The 17405-nt window shown below is 61.3% G+C and carries 13 protein-coding genes and 1 pseudogene; 3 read left to right on the forward strand and 11 right to left on the reverse strand.

Annotated features, from left to right (window positions below):
- Positions 1-6 precede the first annotated feature (6 nt).
- Positions 7-519 carry a dihydrofolate reductase gene (locus AP059_RS19920; RefSeq protein WP_059765630.1) on the reverse strand — a complete coding sequence of 171 codons (513 nt, stop codon included), beginning with the start codon at positions 517-519 and terminating at the stop codon, positions 7-9.
- A gap of 91 nt (positions 520-610) precedes the next feature.
- On the opposite strand from AP059_RS19920, the gene AP059_RS19925 reads away from it, so the two are divergent.
- Both AP059_RS19925 and AP059_RS19930 read left to right on the forward strand, forming a co-directional pair.
- Entirely contained in the window at positions 611-1993 is a 1383-nt protein-coding gene (locus AP059_RS19925; protein WP_059765633.1) for a DUF2868 domain-containing protein, read from the forward strand.
- Positions 1986-3350 (forward strand): GTPase/DUF3482 domain-containing protein, encoded by a 1365-nt coding sequence (locus AP059_RS19930; RefSeq protein WP_059765635.1) that lies wholly within the window; start codon positions 1986-1988, stop codon positions 3348-3350. Before AP059_RS19925 ends, AP059_RS19930 begins: the two co-directional genes overlap by 8 nt.
- 110 nt (positions 3351-3460) lie before the next feature.
- On the opposite strand, the gene AP059_RS19935 is transcribed toward AP059_RS19930, so the two are convergent.
- The 9 genes from AP059_RS19935 to AP059_RS19975 all read right to left on the reverse strand — a co-directional run bounded on the left by AP059_RS19935 (position 3461) and on the right by AP059_RS19975 (position 14905).
- Positions 3461-4015 (reverse strand): phosphonate degradation HD-domain oxygenase, encoded by a 555-nt coding sequence (locus AP059_RS19935; RefSeq protein WP_059765637.1) that lies wholly within the window; start codon positions 4013-4015, stop codon positions 3461-3463.
- Positions 4015-5148, reverse strand: a complete 1134-nt coding sequence (locus tag AP059_RS19940; protein WP_059765640.1) for a TIGR03364 family FAD-dependent oxidoreductase — start codon at positions 5146-5148, stop codon at positions 4015-4017. Before AP059_RS19940 ends, AP059_RS19935 begins: the two co-directional genes overlap by 1 nt.
- A gap of 35 nt (positions 5149-5183) precedes the next feature.
- Entirely contained in the window at positions 5184-6206 is a 1023-nt protein-coding gene (locus AP059_RS19945) for a putative 2-aminoethylphosphonate ABC transporter substrate-binding protein (protein ID WP_059765642.1), read from the reverse strand.
- Positions 6207-6238: 32 nt separating this feature from the next.
- A complete protein-coding gene (locus AP059_RS19950) occupies positions 6239-7963 on the reverse strand; it encodes a putative 2-aminoethylphosphonate ABC transporter permease subunit (RefSeq protein WP_059765644.1) in 1725 nt (574 codons plus the stop codon).
- Between the two features lies 1 nt (position 7964).
- Positions 7965-9041: a putative 2-aminoethylphosphonate ABC transporter ATP-binding protein gene (locus AP059_RS19955; protein ID WP_059765646.1), complete on the reverse strand. Its 1077-nt coding sequence runs from the start codon at positions 9039-9041 to the stop codon at positions 7965-7967.
- Positions 9042-9202: 161 nt separating this feature from the next.
- Positions 9203-10129 carry a serine O-acetyltransferase EpsC gene (gene epsC, locus AP059_RS19960; RefSeq protein WP_048364000.1) on the reverse strand — a complete coding sequence of 309 codons (927 nt, stop codon included), beginning with the start codon at positions 10127-10129 and terminating at the stop codon, positions 9203-9205.
- Positions 10130-10225: 96 nt separating this feature from the next.
- Positions 10226-11608: a M16 family metallopeptidase gene (locus AP059_RS19965; protein WP_059765648.1), complete on the reverse strand. Its 1383-nt coding sequence runs from the start codon at positions 11606-11608 to the stop codon at positions 10226-10228.
- 89 nt (positions 11609-11697) lie between these two features.
- Positions 11698-13356, reverse strand: coding sequence for a Na/Pi cotransporter family protein (locus AP059_RS19970; protein WP_048402276.1), 1659 nt, complete (start codon positions 13354-13356; stop codon positions 11698-11700).
- A gap of 241 nt (positions 13357-13597) precedes the next feature.
- The gene (locus tag AP059_RS19975; protein ID WP_059765650.1) at positions 13598-14905 is read right to left on the reverse strand and encodes a CitMHS family transporter; all 1308 of its coding nucleotides are present in this window, start codon (positions 14903-14905) and stop codon (positions 13598-13600) included.
- A gap of 562 nt (positions 14906-15467) precedes the next feature.
- Here AP059_RS19975 and AP059_RS23260 point away from each other — a divergent pair.
- A pseudogene (locus AP059_RS23260) lies at positions 15468-15932 on the forward strand (M23 family metallopeptidase); the annotation flags it as partial.
- Positions 15933-15960: 28 nt separating this feature from the next.
- On the opposite strand, the gene AP059_RS19985 reads toward AP059_RS23260, so the two are convergent.
- Positions 15961-17301, reverse strand: coding sequence for a hemolysin family protein (locus AP059_RS19985; RefSeq protein WP_048363996.1), 1341 nt, complete (start codon positions 17299-17301; stop codon positions 15961-15963).
- Between the last annotated feature and the right edge of the window lie 104 nt (positions 17302-17405).

Below are 17405 nucleotides of genomic sequence, written 5' to 3' on the forward strand. Positions count from 1 at the left end.
AAAATGTTAGACCCTTTCCCACACCTCAAAACTGAAACCCGGCTTGCCCTCTTCAGCCGCATGCGGCTCATTCGACACCCGCGTCCACTGCGCCTGATCAAACTCAGGGAACCACGCATCGCCTTGCGGGCTAAGCCCCACACGCGTCAGGTACAACCGGTCGGCATCTGCCAGCCCCTGGGTGTACAACTGCGCGCCGCCAATCAACATCACTTCGCTCACGCCCTGCTCTTTGGCCCACGCCTGTGCGCGCTCCACGGCCGCATCGAGCGAGGCAAACACCTCGGCACCTTCAAGCTGCAAGTCGGTCTGACGACTGACCACCAGGTTCAAGCGCCCCGGTAAAGGGCGGCCCAGCGAATCCCAGGTTTTGCGACCCATAATGATCGGCTTGCCCAGGGTGGTGGCCTTGAAATATTTGAAATCCGCCGGCAAATGCCACGGCATGCTGTTATCGACGCCGATCACGCGGTTTTCACCGAGGGCTGCGATCAGGCTGAGGGGGAGAGATTTTTTCATGCTGGCGAGGATACCAGAGCGACCCGCGCCCGCAGTACCCCGTGCGACGTAACAGCGGTTATGCTCTTGGCTCACTTGAATGGATTGGCCTGTGACTCAACTTTCCCCTTTGCAACGCCTGTGGCTGACTGAAACCGTGCGCCTGCGCGAAGAACACGCGGGCCCGCTGGATGACCAGGAAGCCAATCGTCGCGCCCGCAGCAGCGGCGGCGACCTGACCCAACGCCTTGAGCATCGTGCCTTGTGGCTGGCTGAACGCGATGGTTTGCTCAGCGCCCTGCACCATTGGCTACAAGGCGCACGGCTGGCGGTGCTGGTGCTGGCGGTGTTGGCCGTGATCAGTGGCGCAGGGCTGGCCTTTGCCGCGCTGGGCAACGGGCAAACCCCGGTTAATGTGTTCTGGGCGCTGGGCAGCCTGCTGGGCCTCAACTCGATTTTATTGCTCAGTTGGGTGCTTGGCCTGCTGTTGGCCGGTGAGCACGGCGCCAGCCTTGGCCGCGTATGGCTGTGGCTCAGCGACAAGCTCGCCCGCGATGCCAAGGCCGCCCAACTGGCCCCCGCCCTCCTGTTGTTGCTGCAACGGCGCAAGCTCAATCGCTGGGCGCTCGGCGCATTGGTCAACGGGCTGTGGCTGCTGGCAATGCTCAGCGCATTGGTGATGATGCTGCTGCTCATGGCCACCCGCCGCTACGGGTTTATCTGGGAAACCACCATTCTGGGGGCCGATGCGTTTGTCGCCGCCACACGGGCGCTGGGCGCTCTGCCGAACTGGCTGGGGTTCAGCGTGCCCACGGTGGAAATGATCCTCGTCAGCACTGACAGCAGCCTCTACAACAACGAACTGGTACGTCAGTCGTGGGCGATCTGGCTTGTCGGCGCGGTCCTTATTTATGGCGTGATCCCGCGCTTGCTGCTTTACCTTTTCTGCCGCTGGCGCTGGAAGAGCGGGCGCAATGCGCTGCAACTGGACCTCAACTTGCCCGGCTACAGTCAACTGCGCGAAACCTTGATGCCGAGCAGCGAACGCCTTGGCGTGAACGACATCGCGCCCGAGCAACTGCACACGGTACAGGCTGGGAACACAGATCTGCACACCGATGGCGCACTGATCGTGGCCATCGAACTCGACGACCAACACCCGTGGCCGCCCACATTGCCCGCAACGGTGAAAGACGCAGGCATCCTCGACAGCCGCGAATCACGCCAAACCCTGCTGGAGCAAATGACCCGTTTCCCGCCTGCGCGGCTGGCGATTGCCTGTGACCCCAGGCGCTCACCGGATCGCGGCAGCCTGGCGTTAATCGGCGAACTGGCCCGCAGCGCTGCTCAAACACGGGTCTGGCTGCTGCAAGCCCCGCCCGGCCAGGCGCTGGACGCCGACCGCCTGAGCGACTGGCACACCGCGCTCAAGCAACTGGGCCTGCCGTTCGCCACCAGCGCCCCCTTGAACTGGCTGGAGACAGGTCATGACTAAGCCACTGACGCTGGCCGTGGTCGGCCACACCAATGTCGGCAAAACCTCGCTATTGCGCACCCTCACGCGGGATGTGGGTTTCGGTGAAGTGTCCCATCGCCCCAGCACCACTCGGCATGTCGAAGGGGCGCGGCTGTCGGTGGACGGCGAGCCGTTACTGGAGTTGTACGACACACCGGGGCTGGAAGATGCCATTGCGCTGCTCGACTACCTTGAGCGCCTCGACCGCCCCGGCGAACGTCTGGACGGCCCGGCGCGCGTCGCGCGCTTTCTTGAAGGCAGCGAGGCCCGCCAGCGCTTTGAGCAAGAAGCCAAAGTGTTGCGCCAATTGCTGGCCTCGGATGCGGGGCTGTACGTGATTGATGCCCGCGAACCGGTGCTGGCCAAGTACCGCGACGAACTCAGTGTGCTGGCCAGTTGCGGCAAACCGTTGCTGCCAGTATTGAATTTCGTCAGCAACCCGCAGCAACGCGAACCCGAATGGCGCGACGCACTGGCGCGTCTGGGCTTGCATGCGTTGGTGCGCTTCGACAGCGTGGCCCCGCCCGAAGACGGCGAGCGCCGTTTGTATGAAAGCCTGGCGCTGCTGCTGGAACACTCACGGGACGCGTTGCAGCGCCTGATCACTGACCAGCAGGCTCAACGCGTGGCGCGCAAGCACAGCGCATTGCGCCTGATCGCCGAATTGCTGATTGATTGCGCCGCGTGTCGGCGCAGCGTAATCAGCGAAAAAAGTGCCGAGCAAGACGCCATCAACCAACTGCGACAGGCCATTCGCCAACGTGAACAACGTTGCGTCGAAGCCTTGCTCAAGCTCTATGGCTTTCGCGCCAGCGACGCAGCGGCCAGCGATTTGCCGCTGCTGGACGGGCGCTGGGGCGATGACCTGTTCAACCCTGAAACCCTCAAGCAACTGGGCGTGCGGGTGGGCGGCGGTATTGCCGCGGGCGCCGCGGCGGGGGCGGGTGTGGACTTGATGGTCGGCGGCCTGACCTTGGGCGCGGCGGCGTTGGCCGGTGCCATTGCCGGTGGCGCCCTGCAAACCGCGCGCAGTTACGGCAGCCGCCTGCTGGGCAAAATCAAAGGTCAACGCGAACTGACCGTGGACGACAGCGTGTTGCGCTTGCTGGCCTTGCGCCAACGCCAACTGCTGCATGCGCTGAATGCGCGGGGGCACGCGGCGGTGGACAGTATCAAGGTGGCAACACCGCAAGAGAAAACCTGGCGCGAAGGCAAACTGCCAGAGGCGCTGAGCAAAGCGCGGGCACACCCGCAATGGTCGTCCCTCAACCCGCACTCGAAACTGAGCCAGGCCGAACGCCAAGCGCAAATCGAAGCGCTGGCCGAGCAGATTTGATGCCGGACGCTGTCGCAAAGAGGCATGAGGCTGCGATGGGTTGCGCAGCGGCCCACTTATGTTGAAGGGCCTGCGGCCCTTATCGCAGCCTGCGCCAGCGACTACACAGCTCAGGCCAGCAGCTTTAACGCTTTGCCCTTGAGCAGGTTCAAGTCGATCAGCGGTACATTCATGGCCTTGGCCTGTTCATCCCACACCCGCATGCGCAAGCTCAGGGCGCACAGCGGGTCTTGCTCGAACGCGTCAGCCTCGGCGTCACTCATGACCCCGCCCTGATAACCCAGGGTTCGCAGGCTGGCCTCACTCAATAGGGCGTAATAGCCCGGCTGACGCAGTGTGAGGTAGCGTTTGGCCTGTACGTGGTACTCCACCAGCTTGGCGATGCGCTCACTGAAGCCTTGATCGCGCAGATACCTGGCGCCCAGCAACTCGTGGCTGATCACACCGTAACCGCCCATGTTGTTCGCGGTTTTGGCGCAAATGTGCCCGATATCGTGAAAGAACGCCGCCAGCACCACTTCATCGTCATACCCTTGCGCCAACGCCAGCTGTGCGGCCTGGGACATGTGCTCGATCTGCGACACCGGTTCGCCGATGTAATCGTCAGCACCATATTGCTGATACAGGCCAAATACCTCTTCAACCACCTGCTGCGCGTTCCTCATCACAGCTCCTCCAGCATCCGGGCGATGTTGCCCTCGGCCATGGCGGGGCCAACGCTCATCCCCACGCCTGTATGCATCAGTGCTGCATTCAGGCCAGGCGCGACGCTTAACCACGTAAACGGTTTGGCGCCTTTAGCGCCATAGACACCTTGCCAGCGCTCGACCACCTGCACGCGACAACCCAGTGTGTCTTCGCACAGTTGCAGCATCCAGTTGTCAACCTGTTCGCCGTTAAAGGGGGATGGATCGTCAGCGTAATCGTGAGAATCGCCGACGATCAAATCCCCATGCGGCGTAGGGCTGATCAGCAGGTGAATGCCGTGTTCATCCAGGTGCGGGCTGTCACGCAGGATGTTCGCCCGCACCGCTGCGGCTTCGGGCAGGTCGGCGAACGCACCGTAATGCACGCAGCTCAAACCCGTGAGCAAGGCGTGTTGCAGGTTTAAATCCACCGCAGGGCGTACGCGCAGCATTTGCAGGCGACAGATTTTCGGGTCAAGCCGCGCCATCGGTTGCGCTAATAGCGTCTGGTAGTCATGGCCCGAACAGACAATGACGTGAGCGCCGCTGAAAGTGCCAGCCGTGGTGTGTACCACGCCCGGTTCAACCTCGCGCACCAGCGTCGAGAAATGAAATTCGACACCCAGCTCGCGGTGCAGAAACTCGATCAATGCCGGGATGGCTTCGCGTGAGTAGACCTGTTGATCGTCCAGCCCGTGCAATGCGGCGCGGTGGTGTTTGAACTGGCCGCCGTACAGATCGCGCAGATCCCCTGCGCGCAGTAACTCGGCGCGATAGCCATAGGCCGGGGCACGATTTTGGCAGAAGGCATCGAGCAGGTGCTCTTCGGCTTCGGTGCGGGCGAACAGGTAAGAGCCGTTGCGCTTGAGTTCGAAGCCTGCCTGTTGTGACCATTGGGCCCAGATGTCGCGGCTGGCGCGGGCCAGGTCCAGCATCACACCGGGAGGCTGGCCGGTGACCAGCGCCTGGCCAAAGTTGCGCACCGAGGCACCCAGTGGCGTGGCGGTGCGTTCGAAAACCCGAACCTTAAGCCCGCGCCTGGCAGCGGCGTAGGCATGGGACAGGCCCAAAATACCGGCGCCGACGATGAGAACTGGAGGGGATGGGGGCATTGCGGATTCCTTGTCTGACTTAACCCTTAGGGACTTTACGGCGCCGCTTTCTCAGACTTGCCGTCATAGCGCTTACGCCATTCGGTCAAAATTTGATCGCGGTTCTGCGAAGCCCACACAAAGTCGTTTTTAATCAGCCGCTGCTCGTAATCAGCGGGCAACTCCGTCTGCGGCTTGGCAATCCCCGGCTGGGCCAACACCGCAAAATTTTCTTTATAAAGCTCCATCGCCTGCGGACTCGCCGAAAAATCCGCCAGCTTTTGCGCCGCTTCCGCATGCGGTGTGCCTTTGATCAGCGCCGTGGCTTCGATCTCCCAGCCCAACCCCTCTTTGGGCAAGATGATGTCCAGGGGCGCGCCCTGACGCTTGAGCTGCACCGCCGGGTATTCAAACGAGATCCCTATCGGAAACTCACCCGCCGCCGCCAATTTGCACGGCTTGGAACCGGAGTGAACGTATTGACCAATGTTCTGGTGCAAGTCGTCCATGAACTGCCAGCCCTGCTTTTCGCCAAAGGTTTGCAGCCACGCGCTCACGTCCAGAAACCCCGTGCCGGACGACGCCGGGTTGGGCATTACGATCTTGCCTTTGTACTCAGGCTTGGTCAGGTCTTGCCAGCTCACAGGCTTGGTCAGCCCCTGTTTTTCAGCCTCGATGGTGTTGAAACACAGGGTCGCGGCCCACACGTCCATGCCCACCCACGCCGGGGGGTTGGCGGCATCGCGGTAGTTCGGGCCGATTTTGCTCAAGTCTTTGGGTGCATAAGGCTGCAACATGCCTTGTTGATCAAGGATCGCCAGGCTTGACGCCGCCAGTCCCCACACGGCATCCGCTTGTGGACGGGCTTTTTCGGCCAGCAGTTTGGCGGTGATGATGCCCGTGGAGTCACGCACCCATCTGATTTCGACGTCCGGGTTGGCTTTCTCGAAGGCTTGTTTGTAGGTCTTGAGCTGCTCGGCTTCGAGGGCGGTGTACACCGTCAACTCGGTTTTTGCCGCAAACGCATTGACGCTAAACGCAGTGAGGACAGCAGCAACAAGAGCAAGAGGCTTGAACATGGTGCGTTTCCTTTTGGTTTTAGGGGCACGAATCATTGCGCAGGTACGTCCTGACGCCAGGCTTGGGAGCGACGCAGCACGCCGCGCGACGCCCAGGCCAACAACAGGGAGACACCCGCCGAGGTGAACAGAATCAAGGTCGACATCGCGGCCGCGCCGCCTACGTTGCCTGCGTCATCCATGTTCAACACCGCCACCGCCGCAAGGATGGTGTCGGGGCTGTAGAGGAAGATCGCAGCCGACACCGTGGTCATGGCCGAGACGAACAGGTAGCGCACGATGTCCAGCAACGCCGGTAGGCAAATCGGCACCGTGACCCGCAAGTAGTGGCGGTACAGCGGCGCCTTGAGCGACAGTGCGGCGGCTTCGAACTCGCTATCGAGCTGGCGCAGGGCCGTGGTGGCGGTCATGTGTGCGGTGGTCAAATAATGAGCAATGGTGCACACCACCAGCAGGATCATGCTGCCGTACAGCACATGCAGCGGATTGCCGGGCACATTGAAAAAGAACACGTAGCCCAGCCCCAACACCAGACCCGGCACAGCCATCGGCACAAAACTGAGCATGCGCAGCGCCAGATTCAGGCCTTTTTGGCCTTTGGTTTTCTCCATCAGGTAGGCACCCGTGAAGATCACCGCGCTGCCGATCAACGCCGTGTACAACGCCATCGTCAGGCTATTGCGATAGGCCAGCCAACCGCCGCCCGCCGTGTCGTTGAACTGATAGTGATGCAACGACAACGACAGGTTGTACGGCCAGAACTTGACCAGTGAGGCGTACACCGCCATCCCGAATACCAGTAACAGAGCGGCGCATATCAGCATCACGATGGCCAGGTAGCAGCGGTCGCGCCCTTTGCCAGGCACAGGCTTGAACACTTGAGCGCGACCGCTCATTGAGTCGCCCTGCTGACGGCGCAGCCACGCATCCACGCCGAAGCTCAACAGCGCAGGCAGCAACAAGACCATGCCAATCAAGGCCCCGCGCCCAAATTGCTGCTGGCCAACCACGGCTTTATAAGCCTCCAGCGCCAGCACTTGGTAATCGCCGCCGACCACGACGGGCACGCCGAAGTCGGTGATGGTCAGGGTAAATACCAGGCAGAACGCTGCGAACACGGCTTGTTTTGTGCCCGGCCAGGTAATGCTGCGAAAGGCTTTGAACGACCCGGCACCCATGCTCGATGCCGCGTCAAACAGGCGCGCATCGGCCAGCGACAACGCCGACAGCAAGATCATCAGCGCATGCGGAAAGGTGTAGATTGCTTCGCCCAGCACGATGCCCCAGAAGCCATAAATGTTGTCTGACACCAGACCGCGCAACAGGCCCTGATTGCCGAACAGGTACACCAGCGCAATGCCCGGCAGCATCGACGGTGCCATCAGCGGCAACAGCGATAGCCCGCGCCACACGCGCTTGCCGGGAATCATCGTGCGTTGCAGGGCGTAGGCAAACAGGTAAGCCAGCGGGACGACAATGACCGCCACGCTCAGCGACACCTTGAGGCTGTTGCCCAGCAACCAATGGAAGTTGTCACTGCTGACCAGCTCCCGCGCAGCGATCCAACCCCCACCCTGGCCGTCTGCTGCACTGAACCCGCGCCAGAAAATCGCCAGCAACGGCATCAACACCGCGACGCCCAATAGCAACAGCAGCAGCCATTTGCCGCCGACCACGAAAATCTTGTCAGCGCGCTCGGCTCGCGACGTGAGGCCGGTCATTTTGCCGGTGTGCGGCAGCGTCATGTCAGCGGCCATCTCAGGCAAACACCTGCAAGCAGCTCGGCGGCAGGGCGACCACGATGTCCTGATTGCCCAGGCGCGGCAGGTCGTGGCTGCCCACTTCGGCCGTCAAGGCGTGGCCCGGCAGGTGGTTGAGTTCAAAACGCATGCGGCAGCGATTGCCGAGAAACGTGATGTCGCGCACCCGCGCCGGGAACAGGTTTTCCTGATGCTGCACCGGATTCACGGTGATGGCTTCGGGACGGCAAAACAGGCGGCCAGACGCCACACCGCTGGCGTCGTCGGCCAAACGCATGTTCAGGCCGCCGACCTGCGCGTGGCTGTCGCTGCTGCGCTGGAACGGCAGCCAATTGCCCTGCCCGACAAACTCGGCCACAAACGGCGTGGCGGGTTTGTTGTAGATGGCCTGCGGGGTTGCGTACTGCTCGACCTTGCCGTGGTTCATCACCGCGATGCGATCGGCCATGAGCATGGCTTCGTCCTGGTTGTGCGTGACCATCAGCGTGGTGATACCGAGCTGGCGTTGCAGTTGGCGCAACTCCGTACACAAATGCTCGCGAACCCTGGCGTCGAGGGCCGACATCGGCTCATCCAGCAACAACAACGAAGGCGCTGGCGCCAAGGCGCGGGCCAGGGCCACACGTTGCTGTTGGCCGCCCGAGAGCTGGCCGGGGAATTTCTTTTCGCTGCCGTTCAGGCCCACCAGTTCGAGCATCTCGCTCACGCGCTTGCGCACCACGTCGCGGTTGCTGCCCGCCAGCCCGTAGGCGATGTTGGCTTCGACACTGAGGTTGGGGAATAACGCGTAGGACTGAAACAAAATGCCGTAATCGCGCGCTTGCGGGGCGAGGTCAGACACATCGCGACTGCCCAGATACAACACGCCGCTGTCCTGACGCTCCAGGCCTGCGATACAACGCAGCAGGGTGGTCTTGCCGCAGCCGGACGGCCCGAGCAGACACACCAGTTCACCGGCGGCAACTTCCAGCGACACATCATCCAGCGCGGTGAAAGCGCCGAAGCGTTTGCTCACATTGCGCACCTTCATCGGCACGCCGGGTTGGGACACAGCGGTTGCGTTCGAGCGGTTCATGGATGCACCTCATCAAGCAGATGAGGGTCATCCTAGAGAGGCAATGCGTACACGATGTGGCAGCGAGGCAAAAGTTGCCGATAGTGGTATTGGTGGATTTGGGTGTGATGCACGATCAAAAGCCCCTCTGCCCCGGGTGAGGGGCGAGGTTGCCCCCGGTCTTACTTCTGCGTCCCGTCATCATGTTGCAAGTTGGCCTGGGTCAGGTTGCACCCAGCCGGTACGCTGCGGGTCAGCCACACATTGCCGCCGATGGTCGAACCCTGACCAATGGTGATGCGCCCCAAAATCGTCGCCCCGGCATAAATCACCACGTCGTCCTCAACAATCGGATGGCGCGGGTGACCTTTTTGCAATTGCCCCGACTCGTCCGCCGGGAAGCGTTTGGCGCCCAGGGTCACGGCCTGATAAATCCTCACGCGCTCGCCAATGATGGCGGTTTCACCAATCACGACGCCCGTCCCGTGGTCGATGAAGAAGCTGCGGCCAATCTGCGCGCCGGGGTGGATGTCGATGCCGGTGGCCGAGTGGGCAATTTCGGCACTGATGCGCGCCAGCAAAGGCAAACCTGCACGGTACAAGTGGTGCGCCAAACGGTGATGAATCACCGCCAGAATCCCCGGATAGCACAGCAGCACTTCGTCCACACTGCGCGCCGCCGGATCGCCGTGATAGGCCGCCAGCACGTCGGTGTCGAGCACGCTGCGCAAGCTCGGCAGGGCCAGGGCGAAATCCTGAATCAATAAAGTGGCCGTGGCATCCACACCGTCATCGAGCTGGCCACTTTGGCGCGCCGCGTAACGCAATTCCAGACGCGCTTGTGCCAGCAGGGCGTTGAGCGCCACGTCCAGCGTGTGGCCGACATAAAAGTCTTCGCTTTCTTCGCGCAGGTCCACCGGGCCAAGACGCATGGGGAACAATGCTCCGCACAGCGCTTCCAGAATATCGGCCATCGCTGCACGCGAGGGCAGTTCACGCCCGCCCAGCTCGCCACTGACACGCCCGTTCTGCGTGCGCCATTGATTACGCGCCGTGCGCAACTGGCTGACGATGGTTTGCAATTGCCAAGGATTGGAACGCTCGCTCACGATGAATACTCCGCACGCTGGCGGCCGGATTAACCGGCCGCGAAATGGCAATGATTTTACGGTATCAAGGGATGTCGGACTCGGACAATTACGCGCTCACTGATGACGATGACGCCAAACACGCCAACCCAGCCCGATCAACACCAGCAGCGCCAGCGCCGCCAGAATCACCCCGCTCAAGCCGTTATAGCTGAACAGCGGCTTTTCGATGCGCACGTAACCCGGCTCTGCAAACAACTGGCGCAACGCATGATTGGCCTCCTCCAGGCTCACAGCCTGCAAGCGTTTGGCCGGATCGGCAAAGCGGCTTTGGTCGTAGTCACCCAGCGCGCTCCAGTAATAATCGGCCAGCGCACTGTTGCCCTGCACCGCCCACGCCTGCCGCGCAATGGCCGCTTGCTTGAGGCGGGCGAAGCGCTGCGGGTCGAGGCCGTCGTTGAGCAGTTGAGCTTTGAGTTGGGACATGACCTGCTGGGCCTTGGCCACATCGTCGCGTTCAAGGTCGGCATTGAGGCTCAAGAATCCTACGCCGCCAAACACCTCGCGCTCTGACCACGGCCCGTACGACAACCCGTGTTTGAGCCGCAGTTCGCTGTACAGCGCCCACTCCAGATAGTCGCGCAGCAAGTCCCAGGTGTCGTCGCTTTGGCCCGCAATCACCGGTTCCGGCAACAGCCAGTGCAGCTTGGCCGTGTCACCGACGACGCCGCGCAGCAACACGCGCTCTGCGTCGGCACGGGCGTCAATGTCGGCCAACGGTTTGTGATCGCTGGGATCGACCGGCTCCAGCGCCCCATAGGTACGCTCCAGATAGGCCGGCAACACGCGGTCGAGTTCGCCGACGATAATCAGCGTCATGTTATTGGGCGCGTACCACGCCTTGCGCACGGTTTCGAGCTGTTCACGGGTGAGGCCCTGAACCTGCGCGCGCTCGGCGCATTTGAGGCCCAGCTCAACCGCCAGTTGATTACTGGCGCTGTGGCCCACGTCCTGCCGATCGAGCCAACGTTGCAAGTGTGAGTAATGGCCGCCGTCTTCGCGCTCAACCACTTGCTTGGCCTCTGCAATGCGCTGTTCGGTGAGCTGGGTTTGCGTCAATAAACTGAGTAACAGGTCGAGCACCTTGCGCTGGTTCTTGGCCGGGGCCTCGATCACAAACGTGGTGTCTGCGTGGCTGGTAAAGGCGTTCCACTCACCGCCCAGCGCCTGCATGCGTTCTTCAAGCCCGCCCTCGCCGGTGTCGTCTGTGCCGCTGAACAACAAATGCTCCAGCAAGTGCGGCAGTTGTTGGTCGGCACAGCTGAAATCGTCCAGCCCGACGCCCACCACCAAACGAATCGACACATGGCCGCTATCACGGGTGGGCTTGAGGATCAGTTGCAGGCCGTTGGGCAGTTGATAGCCCTCAACACTGGAGCGATCAAGGGCAAAACTCTGGGCTGCGCCAAGCAGCAGGCAGATGAACAGCAGGCAACGCATAAAAAATCCCTGAATCCCTGTTGGGTGATGAAGCAGTCAGTGCAGGTTAGTCGCTGCTTAAAGACTGACAACAGTGAATCGCGCAACGTTCAAGGCGAGTGTGTGGTGTCAGTGATCTCATCGAGCAGCAATGCGCCGGTTTCAGAGGTTTCGAGCACCACGTAGGCGCTGGCGCAAAACAACGAGTTGAGGCGTTGCATGTCGGCGATCAGTTCCAGGTGCATGGAGCTGGTTTCAATGCTTTGGGTGATTTTGCGCTGTAAACGGCTGACGTGAGCGTGGGCCAAGCGCCGCTCCTGCGCACGAAAACGGCGTTTTTCACGCAGTAATTGCCGGGCACTTTGCGGGTCACCGGTGAGGAAGACCGTCAGTCCGAGTCGCAGGTTGTCGATCAACTGGCGCTGCAAACCGGTCAACTCTTCAAGCCCGTCTTCAGAGAAGGAGCGGCGTTTGGAGGTCTTCTGTTGCTGCACTTTGCGCAGCATGCGTTCGATAAGGTCACTGGCCAGCTTGAGGTTGATCGCCAGTTCGATGATTTCAGCCCAGCGCCGACTGTCTTGCTCGCCCAAGTCCTCGCGGGGCATTTGTGCCAGATAGAGTTTGACCGCGCTGTAGAGCACTTCGACGTCATCGGCCAGGGTGCGCATCTCTTGGGTGACGGCGGTTTGCTTACCGCGCAGCACGTCGAGCATGTTCACCAGCATGTTGTCGATCAAGTCGCCAATGCGCAGGGTTTCACGTACCGCGTTGGCCAACGCCAGGCTTGGGGTTTCCAGCGCTGTAAGGTCCAGATGGCGGGGTTTGACTGCGCCGTTGGCCTGCTCGCGCTCGGGCAATAACCAGGCGCACGCCCGGGCCATCAGGCCGACGGTGGGCAGCATCAAGAAACACCGCGCGGTGTTGTAGAGCAGATGAAAGCCAATCACCAACTCTTGGGCGCTGTAACTGAGGGTGTCCATCCACGCCACCAGCGGGTCAAGCACCGGGATGATCAACAGCAACCCAAACAACTTGTACAACAGACTGCCCAATGCCACTTGGCGCCCGGCGGCGTTTTGCATGCTGGTGCTGAGAAACGCCAGCACGCCACTGCCGATATTGGCCCCTATGACCAGGCCAATGGCCACCGGCAAGCTGATCACACCTGCGCCCGCCAGTGTGGCCGTGAGCAGCACGGCGGCCAGGCTGGAGTAGGAAATCATGGCGAACAGGGCGCCGATCAACGCATCGAGCAAGATGTCGCCCGTCAACGAGGCGAAAATCACTTTGACGCCTTGGGCCTGAGTGATGGGGGCGGCGGCTTCGACGATCAGTTGCAGGGCCAGAATGATCAGGCCCAGGCCGATGCCCACCCGGCCCAACTGGCCCGCGCGGGTTTGCTTGCGCGACAGGAAAAAAATCACCCCGAGAAAAATCAGCAGCGGCGACAACCACGACAGGTCAAAAGTCAGCACCCGCGCCATCAGCGCCGTGCCGACATCCGCCCCGAGCATCGTGGCCAAGGCTGGCGTCAATGCCATCAAGCCCTGGCCAACAAACGAGGTGACCAGCATCGCGGTGGCGTTGCTGCTCTGCACCATGGCCGTCACCACGATCCCGGCGACAAACGCCAGCATGCGTTTGGACACGTTTTGCCCAATCACATGGCGCAGGTTTGAACCGTAGACCCGCAGAATGCCGGTCCGGACAATGTGCGTGCCCCAAATCAGCAAGGTCACGGCGGAAAGCAGATTAAGCAGGGTCAGCATGCAGGCTCCCTGTGCGATGGATGCCCTGGTGGGCTGGATCAAAGGGCTGCGGCCATTTCCTACAGTCGTTTCTTAAGCTGTAGTCGGCAAATAAGCAGAACGCCAGCATCGCATAGCTGGCGCAGCGTTGAAACATTTCTGAAACACTTACCGGAGGTTGCCGCCATTGCGCAGGAGCCGCCGCAAGCTGCGACCGTTGAACCGCTCGCAGCCTTCGGCAATCTCCTACCAATACTGCGGGTTAGAGCGTGCTGTAGAGCGGGAAGGTGCCCAGCAGTAACGCTGCCACCAAAATGCACAGGCACACTAAAACGGCCCACTTGAGCGTAAAGCGCTGGTGATCGCCAAACTCGATACCCGCCAAGGCCACCAGCAAGTAGGTCGACGGCACCAACGGGCTGAGCAAGTGCACGGGCTGACCGACAATCGAGGCACGGGCCATTTCGACGGCGGTGATGCCGTAATGGCTGGCAGCTTCGGCCAATACCGGCAACACGCCGTAGTAGAACGCGTCGTTGGACATAAAGAAGGTGAACGGCAGGCTGACCAACGCGGTGATCACGGCCAGGTACGGCCCCATCGCTGGCGGAATCACGGCCAGAAGGCTTTTGGACATGGCATCAACCATGCCTGTACCCGAGAGGATGCCGGTGAAAATACCCGCGGCGAAAATCAACCCGACCACGGATAACACGCTGCCAGCATGGGCGGCCACGCGGTCTTTTTGCTGTTGCAGGCACGGGTAGTTGACGATCATCGCAATGCTGAACGCGACCATGAACAACACCGGCAAAGGCAGCAGACCTGCGATCAGGGTGATCATCAACGCCAGGGTCAATGCACCGTTGAACCAGATCAGTTTAGGACGGCGGGCATCCGGGAACTGCGAGACGCTGATTTCGCTGTGGTCCACTTCGTCGCCATGCAGGTGCAGTTCACCCAGCCGCGCACGCTCACGCAAGCCATAGCACCAGGCGATGACCAGAATCGCCGCACAGCCTGCGAGCATGGCCGGGATCATCGGTACAAAAATGTCAGAAGGGTCGACATGCAGCGCACTCGCTGCCCGCGCCGTCGGGCCGCCCCACGGCGTCATGTTCATCACGCCACCGGCCAGGATAATCAGCCCCGCCATGATTCGCGGGCTCATGCCGATGCGCTTGTACAGCGGCAGCATGGCGGCCACGCAAATCATGTAGGTGGTTGCGCCATCACCGTCCAGCGACACCACCAGCGCCAGCACAGCGGTGCCGACGCTGATTTTCAACGGGTCGCCTTTTACCAGCTTGAGGATTTTGCGCACCGCCGGGTCGAACAGGCCGGAGTCGATCATCAGCGCGAAATAGAGGATGGCGAACATCAGCATCACGCCGGTCGGGGCCAGCTTGGTAATGCCTTCAAGCATCATCGGCCCGATTTTGGGCGCAAAACCGCCGAAGACGGCAAACAGGATCGGTACCAGGATTAACGCGATCAGCGCAGACAGGCGCTTGGTCATGATCAAGTACATAAACGTAATGACCATGGCAAAGCCAAGGAAGGTCAGCATAAACAATCACCATTCTTATTGTTGTCGAGTGGGCGCTGGCAACGGCTTACACCGCGGCTCTGGCCTGCCGGTCTAATGCCGGGGGTGACGGGATGCTAGTGATGATTTCTTTCATCCCGCTTTCACGGGTAAGTTTTCTGAGCAGTGGCGCTGAAATACCTGAGAGAACGGGCCTAAAGAGAAGAGTCTGACCACTGGTAGCGGATTATTCCTACGCGCTGGCATATGTTTAATCACAGGCTGATTGCAATGCGCCAGCCCTGGTGTGAAGGACTTGCCTGTGAAGGGTTTCTGCTCCATGCGCGAATCACCGCAGCGGCATTCGGCCAAGGCGTTGATGTGGCTGGCGGGTGGGGTTGTGCTGCTCACACTCACGGCGCCAGCGGCCTGTGCATTCAGTACAGCGCCCGACACCCACGCTGCGCGGGCCTGCAATGAACGCCCGGCCAAACCCGTCAAACGTCGCGCCTGGGTGCCGGACAACCCCGCGCTGGGGTATGTGCCGGGCCAGAGCCTGATCCGCAACCGCCCGCGCCTGTCGGCACCCATCGTGCCGTGGGTGGCGCAGGGCGAGCGTTATCCGTTCCCGTGGCGAGGTGGACCGTTCCGTCTGACCCAAGGCCCTGGCGGGTCTTACAGCCATCAGGACGTGCGCAGCCGATACGCGATGGACATCGCCATGCCCGAGGGCACGCCCATCATCGCGGCGCGCGCGGGCCGGGTGCTGGATCTGGAGAACAGCCAGAGCGGCGCGTGGCCCAACCCATCAGGCAATTTTGTGCGGGTGCTGCACAGCGACGCCAGCACCGGGGTGTACCTGCATCTGAGCCGTGGATCGGTGCGGGTGCAGGTGGGGCAACAGGTGATGCTGGGGAGTGTATTGGGTCTGTCTGGCAACACCGGCCACAGCAACGGGCCGCATCTGCACTTTGTGGTGCAACGCAACTCGGGGCTGGGCTGGGTGTCGATCCCGTTTCAGTTCAACCAACCGCTGCAGGGCCTGCCGAACTTTGCGCTCGGCAGGTAAACCCCCCTGACCTGTCTACGCGCTGGGGTTAGTCCAGCTTGAGGACTTTGGCCAAGACGATTTTCGGGCCTTTCATCTTTTTGATGATGATGCGCAGGCCTTCGACTTCCAGCAGCTCTTCTTCTTCGGGCACCCGCTTGAGGGTGTCGTAGATCAAGCCTGCGACGGTTTCAGCTTCGACGTGGTCCAGGTCAACGCCGAGCAAGCGCTCGATCTTGAACAACGGCGTGTCGCCCCGCACCAGCAGCTTGCCCGGCTGGTACGACAGAATGCCGCGCTCGGCCTTGCGGTGTTCGTCCTGAATGTCGCCCACCAGCACTTCGAGCACGTCTTCCATCGTCAGGTAGCCCACGACCTTGCCGTCAGCTTCTTCGACCAGCGCAAAGTGCGCGCCGCCCTTGCGAAACTGTTCGAGCAACTGCGACAGCGGCATATGGCGCGACACGCGCTCCAGTGGCCGGGTCAGCTCTTCGAGGTTGAAGGTTTCGGGCAGGTGATCAAGGTCAGCCAGCTCCAGCAACAGGTCCTTGATGTGCAACAGCCCGACGAAGGTGTTGTTTTCGGCGTCGTAGACCGGGTAGCGGCTGAACTTGTGGCGGCGGAACAACGCCAGGATTTCTTTGAGTGGCGCCTTGGAATCAAGGGTCACCAGGTCTTCACGCGAATTGGCCCAGTCGACCACCTCCAGCTCACCCATTTCGACCGCCGACGCCAGCACTCGCATGCCTTGATCGCTGGGGTCCTGACCACGGCTGGAGTGCAGGATCAGTTTGAGCTCTTCGCGGCTGTAGGCGTGGTCGTGATGGGCGCCCGGCTCACCTTGGCCGGCAATCCGCAAAATCGCGTTGGCACTGGCGTTGAGCAAGTAAATGGCCGGGTACATGGCCCAGTAGAACAGGTACAGCGGCACGGCCGTCCACAGCGACAGGGCTTCGGGTTTACGAATGGCCCAGGACTTGGGCGCCAGCTCGCCGACGACGATGTGCAGGTACGAAATGATGAAGAAGGCGGTAAAGAACGACACGCCCTTGACCACTTCGGCCGACTCAACGCCCAAGGCGCTGAGCAGCGGCTCCAGCAAGTGCGCGAACGCCGGCTCGCCGACCCAGCCCAGGCCCAGCGATGCCAGGGTGATACCCAGTTGGCACGCCGAGAGGTAAGCATCGAGTTGGTTGTGCACGGTGCGCAGGATACGTCCGCGCCAGCCGTTCTGGTCAGCAATGGCCTCGACCCGGGTCGAGCGCAGTTTGACCATGGCAAATTCGGCCGCAACGAAGAAGCCGTTGAGCAAAACCAGGATCAGTGCAAAAAGAATCATGCCGAAATCGGCGAACAGTGTGGCGAGGGTCAAGCCTGGGGAAGGGTCCATGATGGAGTTTTAATGGTTCCGTTGTTTCAAATAGGGGGAGGGTCAGGTGCCTGAACAACAGGCACATGGCAAGCAATGTAACGACTGACGTAGCCCTTGCCTAG

Origin of the sequence: Pseudomonas sp. TAA207 (assembly GCF_001529285.1) — a bacterium.
In the GTDB taxonomy this organism is placed as follows: Bacteria; Pseudomonadota; Gammaproteobacteria; order Pseudomonadales; family Pseudomonadaceae; genus Aquipseudomonas; species Aquipseudomonas weihenstephanensis.